We start from the raw sequence: 12,556 nt of genomic DNA on the forward strand, positions 1-12,556 counted from the left end.
ACGCTGAAGGTTTTAGTACAGCGGTTACTCATTTATTTGCGTGTGCAGCCAATTTTTCTAATTTCTTCCGGAGGCTTTCGGGTGCATTCTTGGCAACCTCCAATAAGTGCGTCGCTGTTGCTTGGGAAATTATGTTGTTTTTAGCTTCAGGTAAACTCGTTTTACTTGGGGCTTTTGGCCGATAAGGGGTAACTTTTATTTCAATTTGATTAAATTGATTATCGGTGACTTGCGTTAATTCGCGACAAATATTCATGCGCTCGAATTGTAAGCGCTGACTCCATACGGCTGAAGTAACCTCAACAACCAAAGATTTTCCTTTAAAGTTGGCTATTTTCCAGACATCTTCTGGTAGGTCGGGGCAAATTTGTCGTACAATGTCAGACAATATAGCTAAAGAGTTGGTTTTTGCTGTTATTTGTGCCAAAGTGCCTGACGTTGAATTAAACAGCGCTGACATATCAGTAGGTATTTTTGATTTTCTTGCCATAAGTCAGCTCTTGAACAAACGAAGATTTATATATGAGTTTAACACTACTATACCGCGGAAAAAATGTTAGATTTTCAATGAAGCTAAATAAACTTCATTGGCTATCGGCGTTAACCATATTTGCACTGGTTTCTGGCTTTTTGGTGCACTTAGTTGCTTCTTCGGATGATATTCCAAATAGTCCAGAGTATCGCTTGGCAAGTCTTCCTCTGCTTGAAAAATCTAGCGAAAATAAAGAGCAAGTAACGGCAGTTACAATGAAGTTGGCTGAATTGCAAAGCCAAGTTTTACGTTTAAATGCGCTCGGTGATCGGCTTGCAGAAGAAGCGAATATTCCAGATAAAGAATTTAATTTTGAACAGTTACCGCCAAGTGGCGGTCCTATGGTTCAAAATGAACAACAGCCGCGTAAAAATTTAGCCGAATTGCTTTTGAGCATATCAGATCTAGAGAATTCAATTGCTCATGAAGAAAAACAATTGAAAATGCTTGAATCTGTCACTTTGGGTCACCATATAGAAAATACACGTTATTTGTCTGGTCGACCAATTAAGAAAGGCTGGTTGTCTTCTTATTACGGTACAAGAAAAGATCCCTTTACCGGTAAACCTGCAATGCACAAAGGTGTTGATTTTGCTGGCAGTGAAAATGCAAGCATAATTGCAACGGCATCAGGTGTTGTTAGTTGGGCGGGGGAACGTTATGGCTACGGACAATTAATAGAAATTAACCATGGTGATGGTCTAAAAACTCGCTATGGTCATAATAAAGAACTTACAGTTTCAGTTGGTGATGTTGTAACTAAAGGTCAAGTTATTGCGAAAATGGGCAGTACAGGGCGCTCTACTGGGCCACATGTCCACTATGAAATTTTGCGTAATAATCGACAAATTGACCCGACGAAATATGTATATCGAAAAGCAAAAAAATAGCTTTAGCTAGAATTTCAGTTGTTTAATATACAACTGCCATTACAATGCTAGGCAACTTTATGTGATCGGTCCCACCGGTCATTTTATTTTCAGCGGAAGATTTTCTTCTCAATATGGTTTAACACGATGTTTGTAAAGTTAATGACAAAACTGTTTGGTAGTCGAAATGATCGATTACTTAAACAAATGCGTAAAGAAGTAACGAAAATTAATGCCCTAGAGCCTGTTTTTGAAGCATTAAACGATGAAGAATTAAAGGCGAAAACTGAAGAGTTTAAAGAGCGCTTAGCACAAGGTGAAACCCTAGATGCCATTTTACCTGAAGCTTTTGCTGTAGTGCGTGAAGCCAGTAAACGTGTTTTTGGTATGCGTCACTTTGACGTGCAAATGATCGGTGGCATGGTACTTAATTCTGGCAAAATTGCTGAAATGCGCACGGGTGAAGGTAAAACGTTAACGGCGACACTACCGTCATATCTTAACGGCTTAACAGGTAAAGGCGTTCATGTTATTACCGTCAATGACTATCTTGCAACACGTGATGCTGACTGGAGTCGCCCACTATTTGAATTTTTAGGCATGACGGTTGGATGTAACATTGCCGGTATGGCGCCGGGTGATAAACAAGCCGCGTATAACGCCGATATCACTTATGGTACCAACAATGAATTTGGTTTTGATTACCTACGCGACAACATGGCATTTTCGCCAGAAGAGCGCGCACAAAAGCCACTACACTTTGCCGTAATTGATGAAGTCGATTCGATATTAATCGATGAAGCACGTACACCTTTAATTATTTCAGGACAAGCTGAAGACAGTTCAGAACTATATCGCAATATTAATCTTGTTGTGCCGACTCTGGAGCAACAGGAAGAAGAAGACAAAGAAGGCGAAGAAAGTACTGGTGACTTCACGGTTGATGAAAAAGCTAAACAGATTTATTTAACCGAACGTGGACAAGTTCGCATTGAAGAAATCATGTTAGAGAAAGGCTTGATGCAACAAGGAGACTCTTTATTCTCTGCCGCTAATATTACCTTGCTTCATCATGTTATGGCGGCGTTACGTGCCCATAAATTATTCCAAAAAGACGTTGATTATATTGTTAAGGATGGCGAAATTGTCATTGTTGATGAGCATACTGGTCGTACGATGGAAGGTCGTCGTTGGTCAGAAGGTTTGCACCAAGCGGTTGAAGCGAAAGAAGGTGTTGATATTCAAAATGAAAACCAAACCCTTGCTTCAATAACGTTCCAAAACTTTTTCCGTATTTACGAAAAACTGTCGGGCATGACAGGTACAGCCGATACAGAAGCGTTTGAGTTTAACCACATTTATGGTTTGGAAACAGTTGTTATCCCAACCAACCAACCTATGGTGCGTAAAGATCTTCCGGATTTAATTTACTTAACCGCAGAAGAAAAGTTTGAAGCCATTTTAGAAGATATTAAAGACTGTGTTGAACGTGGACAACCAGTGCTTGTTGGTACTATTAGTATTGAAACGTCTGAGTTTTTATCATCATTTTTAAAGAAAGCTAAAATTAAGCATAAAGTACTTAATGCCAAATTCCATCAGCAAGAAGCTGAAATTGTTGCTGATGCCGGTAAGGTTGGCGCTGTAACTATAGCGACTAATATGGCGGGTCGTGGTACCGATATTGTATTAGGTGGTAACTTAGCTTCAATGCTGGCAAAACTTGATAACCCGAGTGAAGAGCAAATTGAAAAAGTTAAGGCTTCATGGCAAGAAGAGCACAACAAAGTTTTAGAGCTTGGCGGCTTACACATCGTTGCTACTGAACGTCATGAATCTCGACGCATTGATAACCAATTACGCGGTCGTTCTGGTCGTCAAGGTGATGCTGGTTCAACACGTTTTTATCTTTCAATGGAAGATGGTTTGATGCGTATTTTCGCTTCTGAACGTATTACCAATATGATGCGCAAATTGGGCATGGAGCGCGGTGAAGCGATTGAACACCCTTGGGTAACCAAAAGTATTGAAAACGCGCAACGTAAAGTTGAAGGACGAAACTTCGATATTCGTAAACAATTGTTAGAGTTTGATGATGTATCAAATGATCAACGTAAGGTTATTTACGAACAACGCAATGAATTAATGGATGAAGCTGATATTGCTGAAGTTATTAAAGCGATCCGCACCGATGTTGTTAATGGTTTGATTGACCAACATATTCCTCCACAATCGTTAGAAGAAATGTGGGATGTTGAAGGCCTTGAAGAGCGCCTTAAAGGTGAGTTAACCATTGAATTGCCATTAGCTAAGTGGTTAGAGGAAGACTCGACACTACATGAAGAAACCCTGCGTGAAAAAATTTCTGAGGAAGTTGAAGCATCCTATGCTGCGAAAGAAGAAATGGTGGGTGCTGATGTACTACGCCAGTTTGAAAAAGCGGTTATGTTACAAAGCTTAGATTCACATTGGAAAGAGCATTTAGCGGCGATGGATCATTTACGCCAGGGTATTCATTTACGTGGGTATGCACAGAAAAACCCTAAGCAAGAATATAAGCGTGAGTCATTTGAGCTATTCTCAGAATTGTTAGAAAATTTAAAATATGACGTAATTGGTATTTTAAGTAAGGTACAAATTAGAGCAGAATCTGATGTTGAAGCGGTTGAAGAGCAACACAGAAAGGCTGATGAAGCGCCAAAAGAATTCAAGCATGAGTCAACTTCTGAGCCAGAGCAAGCAACTATGCCTCGTGTTGGTCGTAATGAACCATGTCCTTGCGGCTCAGGGAAGAAATATAAGCAATGTCACGGTAAGTTAACTTAATTTAGTTACTGTAAAAATAAGTACATGAATGCCAGTCAATAGACTGGCATTTTTATGCTCAGGATTTTCTTATGAGGTATTCGTGCATTGAGATAATTGTGCTACGCATTTTGATGTAGGCAATAATGCGATTACTTACGGGGAATATTCGTTGATTTTCAGCAAACAATTAAATAAGAGGTTGTAGAAAAATGAAAGTTGTTCATGTTGCGGTCGCCGTTATTAAACAAGGCGATGAGTTTTTCCTTACCAAGCGACTTAATGAAGCACATCAAGGTGGAAAATGGGAATTTCCTGGCGGCAAGGTTGAGCAGGGAGAAACGGTATATGAAGCGCTTTATCGTGAGCTAAAAGAAGAAGTCGCGATAGAGATATTAACTTGTACACCTTTTATGAAGATTGAGCACGACTATGGCGATAAAAAGGTACTTTTAGAGGTGTTTATTGTCGACAACTACTTAGGGCAAGCCAAAGCATTAGAAGGGCAGCAAGAAGGTTGGTTCAGTTTAGCAGAGTTCTCAAAATTAGACTTTCCAGCTGCCAATCAAGCGATAATTGAAAAACTACAGCAATACTTAACCAGCTAACGAGTTACTACTCTGGCTCAACAAAAAATTTGTTATGTTGTAAAAACTCATCTTCCAACGCGTCTAGCATTTCTTCGTTAAGCTCTACAGCTCCCTGTATTGGCTGGCTAATTTTGTGGTTTTCGTCTGCCCAATCGCCAACATCAATTAATTGGCAACGTTTACTACAAAATGGTCGGTGTTGGCTTTCTGCTTGCCATATCACTTCTTTTTTACAAGTTGGGCACGGTACTTTCAAGGTCATATTGAGAAAATTTTAAGGTTGTTTAGTGGCTATTATAGAAAAAAACAAGATTTTGAGCCACCGAATTAACATTTTGCTATTTGAAAACTTATTGCTTGTTTTGCATATTTACGCCCAGACTCTTCACAAGGTAAGGCAAATCGAATTGAGTATCGAAAGCGGTTTCCGCTAATGGTTGGGTAACACAAAGTGCTTTTGTTAACTTTAATACGCAGTAATACTAAGCCTTCGCCACTATCTTGATAAAAGCCGCTATCTGTCGTTATGTTTTCAAATTTAGCTCGTTGACGGGTAAATTTTAAAATTAAAGCCAGTGCTTCTTGTATTTGCTCTAAATGAGATAACCACAATTGGCACTCATGCTCTATTTGTTGAATTGGCTGATGCAACCAAAATTGCAATTGTGGTAAATCAAAATGTGAATTACCCCCTTGAATGGCAAATCGCTGTTTGAGCCCTGTCAGAAACTTATTCTCTTTAAGTTTTAGCCAATTTTGAGTGGTTTTTTTTAGCTGGCTAGAATAAGTGACCGTATTGCGGAGGTTCTCCTCAATAATGCTGCTATCAACATCCGGAATTTGTGACCAAATAACTAAGTTTTGCTCTAATTTTTCTAAATCTTTAATAAGATCGCCACGAACATCATTACGTTCAAGTGTATCGAGTATGGCAAAAATAGAGCTAAAAAATGTATTATGATTTGCGGTAATACTATGTTGAAAACACTCTGTAACTTGAGCAAATAATTGCTCAAGTTTTAGGTAATTTCGTATTCGCTCGTTGAGCGGATGTTCATATAGTATTGAAGTCATTTATTTACAAGTTTACTGACGATATCTTAATAGTAACCATAGCGAGCTTAAATGGCTAATTTTTATCGGGAATACGGTATGATTAGTCGTCTAATTACTACTTATATCTAAATATTTTTGATGAAAAGAGCACACTTGTTGCTTTAATAGATCTAAATTAGCGTCGTGGTTGTCAATTACATCATCAGCTAAATTAAGCCTATCTTTTCTCAACATTTGGCTGTTAATAATCTTTTTTACTTCTTCTGCAGAGCTAGGATCTCTTGCTGTGGTTCTATTTACCTGAGCTTGTTCATTAATATCCACCACCAAAACACGATTAACAAGTTTATCTAAACCATTTTCTAGTAGCAGTGGCGCAACAAGAATAGAATACTGGCTTTGAGATGAAGCCAGCTGTGCTGTTATTTCTTGACGAATTATTGGATGAAGTAGCTCATTGAGCCAATGTTTATCGCTTGGATTTTCAAAAATACGCGTTCGCAACTTTGTTCTATTTAAACTGCCATCCTTATTAATAAAATCTGCGCCGAAGTAATTTTTAATTGCTGCCAACGCTTTACTTTTTGGCGCTACGACTTCCCTAGCAACGATATCAGCGTCAATAATATCAACACTTAATTTTGCGAACATATCGCTAACTGTGGTTTTCCCACTACCTATACCGCCAGTTAATCCAACTATAAAATTAGACATTTAATATAAGTAACCTAAATACCAAGCCCAAATGCCTTCACCCCATAGTAAGGTGATCCAGCCCGCTATCGCTAAGTAAGGGCCAAACGGTATTGCCTGTTGACGTTGATGGCCTTTAAATACCATCATACTTATACCGATAATTGCACCAACAGCAGATGCCATCAAAATTAGTAAAGGCAATAATTGCCAACCAATCCATGCACCAAAGACTGCGACTAATTTGAAGTCGCCATGCCCCATCCCCTCTTTACCTGTGATGAGTTTGAATAGCCAAAAAACACTAAATAAGCTCATGTAGCCGGCTACTGCACCAATTACAGCGTCACTTAACGGGACAATGGCACCATTGATATTGACCAATAAACCAAGCCAAACTAACGGTAAAGTAATTTGATCAGGTAATAACATGTGATCAAGGTCGATAAGCGTTAAGCAGACTAAGCCCCAAGTTAATATTAATAGAAATAGTGTTGTTAGTGTGGCGCCAAAATTAGCGGCAATAACGACACTTAACAGAGCGGTTGACAGTTCAACAAGTGGGTATCGTGCTGATATCTTATTCTGGCATTTACTACATTTGCCACGTAGTAAAAGCCAGCTTATAACGGGAATATTTTCATAGAAACGAATTTTGTGTTGGCATGATGGGCATGTTGAACTTGGCTTTGAAAGAGTAATAATAGCTTCATTTTCGTTTTTACTGGTTTGCACTAATTCGTCTGCCAAGAATTCTCGACACTCAGCTTTCCATCCTTGTTCGAGTATTTTAGGTAAACGAAATATGACAACATTTAAAAAGCTACCAATCATTAAAGAAAAAACAAAGGTAATGGCAAATAGAAACGATTGATTAGTATTTAAAAGTGAAATGAAATCTGACAAAGAACTTACCTTTTTATTTTTGCGAAAATAATTAACTATTTGTTAATTTAACTACATTAAAAAGCGATGGCTAGCATCGCTCAAAATTTTATTACGAAATTGACAATATTTAAACAACTTGACCAATTTGGAATATAGGTAAATACATGGCAATAATTAAGCCACCAATAACTACGCCCAATACTGCCATTATCATAGGCTCTAAAAGTGTTGTTAAATTATCAACGGCATTATCTACTTCTTGTTCATAGACAGTGGCAACTTTAGCCAGCATGTCATCCACAGCGCCAGATTCTTCACCAATAGCGACCATTTGAATCACCATATCAGGGAAAATATCGCAATTACGCATGGCTAAGTTCATTTGCATACCGGAAGTAACTTCTGCACGAATTTCTAAAATGGCATCACGAAATACCGCATTACCTGAAGCACCAGCAGCAGACTCTAAAGCATCCGGTAAAGGCACACCCGCGGCAAAGGTTGTTGAAAGCGTTCTTGCATAACGAGCCACTGCCGCTTTTTTCAGAACATCACCTATGACGGGAATTTTTAGTATTTTCTTATCAACACTGTCGCGGAAACTTTGGCTTTTAAGGTGGGCCTTTTTAAACAAATAGCCGGCTATAAAAATACCTGCTAGACCAAAATACCAATAGGCCTGCATAAACTCAGAAATGGCAATTACTAATTGAGTAAATGCTGGTAATTCGGCACCAAAGCTATTAAATATATCTTGAAATACGGGTACGACAAAAATTAACAAAATAGCGGTAACTATGAAAGCAACCACAAGTACTGAAATAGGGTAGGTCATGGCTTTTTTAATTTTTGCTTTTAGTGCCTCTGCTTTTTCCTTATAAGTTGCTACGCGGTCATAAATCGTTTCCAAGGCACCCGATTGTTCGCCGGAATTTACTAAATCACAATATAAATCATCAAAATACATTGGATGCTCACGCAGACATTCTGATAAAGGTACACCAGATTGTAATTTGTTACCTATTGTTGCCAGTAATTTTTGCATATTACCATTGTTATGGCCGCTACCTATCATTTCAATGGTTTGTACTAAAGGTACACCAGCACCGAGCATAGTAGCAATTTGTCGCGTGATTACGGCAATATCAACTGGGAGGATCTTTTTGTCTCCTCCCAGGCCAAATAACGGTTTTGCCTTTTTATTGATTTTACCTGGGGTGATGCCTTGTTTGCGAAGCTGAGCTTTCAACTCTAGTATGCTATTCGCGTTTAACTCGCCACTTACTTTTTTGCCTTTGCGATTTAAGCCTCGCCATTGATAAACATCAAGTGTTTTTACTTTGTTTTTTTTATCTTGTGCTTTCATTGTAGAAGAAATGGCCATTTACTTAACCTAATTTAATATGTCTTTAATAACGGCAATCGCAACAATAAACTAATTGCTATTTTATTTATATACTTAGCTTATATCTAATATCACAGCTTGGCAATTTTACTCAGCATACAAATGAATATAGCCATTAAATTAAGCGTTAGTAACCCTGTTAATTTCTTCAAGGCTAGTAACACCCAATGCAGCTTTTTCTAACCCTGATTGCCGTAAATTGTTATAACCTTCTTTTTGGCATTGCTTAGCAATATCTAGTGAGTTTGCGCCACTCATTATTAAATTTGCCGTAGTGTCACTGATCTTAATCACTTCATAAATACCAACACGACCTTTGTAGCCACCTGTGCAAAGGTCACAACCGACAGGTTTATATAATTTTACATTGCTTAGTTGCTCAGGGAGAAAGCCTTGAGTTAATAATTCGTTTTGTGGAATATGTTCTTCTTCTTTACATTGAACGCATAAACGACGGGCAAGACGCTGTGCGATAATTATACTCACTGAACTGGCAACGTTATATGAAGGGACGCCCATATTTAACAAACGAGTTAGGGTTTCTGCCGCAGAGTTTGTGTGAAGAGTTGATAAAACTAAATGGCCGGTTTGCGCTGCTTTAATGGCTATTTCAGCGGTTTCTAAGTCACGAATTTCACCAACCATAACAATATCGGGATCTTGACGTAAAAACGAACGCAAGGCACTAGGGAAAGTTAGGCCCGCTTTAGTGTTAATTTGTACTTGGTTAATACCTTCTAAATTAATTTCAACAGGGTCTTCGGCAGTTGATATGTTACGCTCATCAGTATTTAAAATATTCAAACCGGTATAAAGAGATACGGTTTTACCTGAGCCAGTAGGCCCTGTTACTAAAATCATACCTTGTGGTTGAGCTAGTGCATCCATATAAATTTGCTTTTGCTCAGGCGCATAACCAAGCATATCAATACCCAACATGGCACTTGAAGAGTCTAGAATACGCATTACAATTTTTTCACCCCACATTGTTGGTAGGGTGCTGACACGAAAATCGATAGACTTTTTCTTAGATAATGCCAGTTTTATTCGGCCATCCTGTGGAACTCGACGTTCGGCGATATCTAGTTTAGACATCACTTTTAATCGCGCCGCCATACGAGATGACAGTGATACCGGTGGTTTAGCAACTTCAGTTAAAATACCGTCAATGCGAAAGCGTATTCGATAAGACTTCTCATAAGGTTCGAAATGTAAATCTGAAGCACCTTTGCGAATGGCATCTAAAAGTATTTTATTAATATAAACAACAATTGGCGCATCTTCTTTATCACCTGTTGCCGTACTATCTTCTTCATGGCTGTCTTCTTGTACATCTATTCCTGCGAGCTCTTCGGCATCCATATCGGAAATATCAAGGGCATCGCTGTCTTCTTCAAGAATTTTTTCTATACATGTCGTTAATGCACTTTCATTAGCTAGAATTAATTCTGTGGAAAACCCGGTGTTAAATTGTATCTCTTCTAATGCGTCGAGATTGGTCGGGTCTGACATGGCAACAAACAATACTTTGCCACGCAGAAATAATGGCAGGGCATTATGCTTGCGAATGAGTTTTTCATTACGAATACCATCAGGTACAAGCGAGGTATCGAAATTACTTAAATCAATCAGTGGGTAACCAAAACTGCGAGATAATATATTGGCGATATTTGACGCGCTAAACTTTTTATCTTCAACCAAGTAACGTACAAAAGGCTTTTTTTGACGAATAAAGTCAGCACTAATTTTTTCAACTTGCTCTGATGGAACAAGTTGGTGTTTTGACAGGGCAGATAAAACACTAGATTGCTGATGAAGTCCTTTCATAACACCTTATTGTGATTAAATTCGTTAATGAAACTAAGTGTAACCTACTTTTATGAGAAAAAACAAAAGACTTAATGTAAAAATAAGGGATAATAGAGTGATAAATTCATAAGCATTTATCACTATAAATAAAATTGAGGGAGATATTTTGCTAGCCACCAAAAAATTGCAAAAGGTTTTTATCGCTTTATTTTTTACATATTTTTTTTTCGGGATGCATATTGTACTGGCAACGCCAGGTGGTTATGGGCTGTATCTTGCTCCTAATGTTATTGGCTGGATGTTTATATCGATTTTCGTTTCACTTGGATTTTTTGCAATTTCTAAGGCAAAATCAATTTTCTTTTATAAAGACTTTAAACTATTGCTGTTAGTATTAGTGTTACTATTGTTTCCTATACTTTTTAGTCAGCAATTTAAACTCAATGGAATAACTAAACTTATAGCTGTATTTGGGGCTGGTTTATTTTTCTTTTCACTTTTTCAATTTAGATTCACAGCTAAACAAAGAAAAATCCTATTAACTGTCCTTTATATTGGTATTGGTATTGAAGTGCTAATTGGTATGTGCCAATTTTTTATTTTAAGTCTATTCGATATAAATATAGTTGGCTACACTCCAATTTATGGTCGACCATATGGCTCTTTTACTCAACCCAATGTTATGTCAAGTTTTGTTAATACTGGCATAGCCATTTCGTTTTATTTTGTAGCTAAAGGCTTTTGTGAGTCATTAACTAAAAAAACGGTTATGCTTATTTTTATTCTTTTTAGTTCTATTCTAATCGTACTGTTGCAATCTAAAACTGGTTACTTAACGTTACTGCTTGTTTTAATGTTTTTTATTCCGGCAGTTATTAAAGCTAAACACGCATTTATAATGCCTATGTTATCTGTTTTAGCAGGGGTAGGCCTTGGAGTATTGAGTCAAGTATATTTGGCAAATAATGACATCAAAGATAATATCTATTCGGACCAAGGTGTCCGATCAAATATTTATGTTACTGCTGTAAAAATGTCACTAGATGGGCCACTTGAAGGATATGGTTATGGTAACTTTGAGAGGAAGTATAGGGAATATCATATTGAGCAAATGCTAGGTGATGAAACATTACCACCTCCCCTAGAAAATTTAGAACACCCACACAATGAAATACTTCTTTGGATAATCGAAGGTGGCCTTTTTGCTTTCTTCGCTATTATGGTTTTCGTTTTATTTATTTTAAAAGTTTATATAAAACAACGAGATTTGAGTATGCGATTTATGTTTTTGGCCCTTATATCGCCTATACTTATTCATAGCCAACTCGAGTACCCTTTTTCTCATTCAATTGTGCATTTAGTTACTTTTTTGATTTTAACTTGGTATTTTATTAATGAAATTTTAGAGGAAGATAAAATTACTAGTAAATTAGAGCATTGTGAAAATATTCATGTAGAAAATACGTTAAGTGTAAGAGCTTTTGGATGGTGTTTTTCATTTGCTGTTGTACCATTTATGCTTACGACATTACATACAGCGTATTTAATGGAGCAATTTAAAATTAGTAATAATCAGAAGACGGAATTTATATCGGCCATAATCAATCCATATGCTTGGCAACCTTATTATGAGCAGGTAATTTATACTCAAGGGCTAGTAAATGGATATAAAAATCGAAATGCTGAAGCACTAGAGCGTTATATAAACTGGGGACAGGAATTTGTAATGCATACGCCACGTGAGTCAATTTATAAAAACATGCTTGGGGCGATTCGTACATTAAAAAAAACGAACAATTGGGAAAATGAAAAGCTTGAACGGCTTTTATATAATGAATATAACAGAATGTATAATTTTGGATTGCCACAATAAAAAAACCTATCGTAAACGATAGGTTTTTTAATAAAA

The 12,556-nt window shown here is 37.4% G+C and carries 11 protein-coding genes; 4 read left to right on the forward strand and 7 right to left on the reverse strand.

Translation table 11 applies throughout. The features are described from left to right. Positions 1-28: 28 nt before the first annotated feature. Entirely contained in the window at positions 29-490 is a 462-nt protein-coding gene (locus AC27HL_RS02620) for a DUF721 domain-containing protein (protein WP_487078811.1), read from the reverse strand. A gap of 32 nt (positions 491-522) precedes the next feature. On the opposite strand from AC27HL_RS02620, the gene AC27HL_RS02625 reads away from it, so the two are divergent. The 3 genes from AC27HL_RS02625 to mutT all read left to right on the forward strand — a co-directional run bounded on the left by AC27HL_RS02625 (position 523) and on the right by mutT (position 4,814). Then, complete coding sequence (locus AC27HL_RS02625; RefSeq protein WP_487078812.1) at positions 523-1,422, forward strand: M23 family metallopeptidase; 900 nt, start codon at positions 523-525, stop codon at positions 1,420-1,422. 126 nt (positions 1,423-1,548) lie between these two features. Further along, positions 1,549-4,227 carry a preprotein translocase subunit SecA gene (gene secA, locus AC27HL_RS02630; RefSeq protein WP_487078813.1) on the forward strand — a complete coding sequence of 893 codons (2,679 nt, stop codon included), beginning with the start codon at positions 1,549-1,551 and terminating at the stop codon, positions 4,225-4,227. A 191-nt stretch (positions 4,228-4,418) separates the two neighbouring features. Continuing rightward, the gene (gene mutT / locus AC27HL_RS02635; RefSeq protein ID WP_487078814.1) at positions 4,419-4,814 is read left to right on the forward strand and encodes an 8-oxo-dGTP diphosphatase MutT; all 396 of its coding nucleotides are present in this window, start codon (positions 4,419-4,421) and stop codon (positions 4,812-4,814) included. Between the two features lie 7 nt (positions 4,815-4,821). Here the strand turns inward: mutT and yacG are convergent, their stop codons facing one another. The 6 genes from yacG to pilB all read right to left on the reverse strand — a co-directional run bounded on the left by yacG (position 4,822) and on the right by pilB (position 10,665). Next, complete coding sequence (gene yacG, locus AC27HL_RS02640) at positions 4,822-5,058, reverse strand: DNA gyrase inhibitor YacG (RefSeq protein WP_487078815.1); 237 nt, start codon at positions 5,056-5,058, stop codon at positions 4,822-4,824. 65 nt (positions 5,059-5,123) lie between these two features. Then, positions 5,124-5,870: a cell division protein ZapD gene (zapD, locus tag AC27HL_RS02645; RefSeq protein ID WP_487078816.1), complete on the reverse strand. Its 747-nt coding sequence runs from the start codon at positions 5,868-5,870 to the stop codon at positions 5,124-5,126. Positions 5,871-5,960: 90 nt separating this feature from the next. Further along, on the reverse strand, positions 5,961-6,566 hold the full coding sequence (gene coaE / locus AC27HL_RS02650) for a dephospho-CoA kinase (protein ID WP_487078817.1): 606 nt from the start codon (positions 6,564-6,566) through the stop codon (positions 5,961-5,963). After that, entirely contained in the window at positions 6,567-7,451 is an 885-nt protein-coding gene (locus tag AC27HL_RS02655; RefSeq protein ID WP_487078818.1) for a prepilin peptidase, read from the reverse strand. A 109-nt stretch (positions 7,452-7,560) separates the two neighbouring features. Then, complete coding sequence (locus tag AC27HL_RS02660; RefSeq protein ID WP_487078819.1) at positions 7,561-8,817, reverse strand: type II secretion system F family protein; 1,257 nt, start codon at positions 8,815-8,817, stop codon at positions 7,561-7,563. Between the two features lie 141 nt (positions 8,818-8,958). After that, positions 8,959-10,665 (reverse strand): type IV-A pilus assembly ATPase PilB, encoded by a 1,707-nt coding sequence (pilB, locus tag AC27HL_RS02665; protein WP_487078820.1) that lies wholly within the window; start codon positions 10,663-10,665, stop codon positions 8,959-8,961. Positions 10,666-10,813: 148 nt separating this feature from the next. On the opposite strand from pilB, the gene AC27HL_RS02670 reads away from it, so the two are divergent. Beyond that, the gene (locus AC27HL_RS02670) at positions 10,814-12,520 is read left to right on the forward strand and encodes a PglL family O-oligosaccharyltransferase (protein WP_487078821.1); all 1,707 of its coding nucleotides are present in this window, start codon (positions 10,814-10,816) and stop codon (positions 12,518-12,520) included. Positions 12,521-12,556: the final 36 nt, after the last annotated feature.

The sequence above is a fragment of the Colwellia aquaemaris genome, assembly GCF_057548755.1.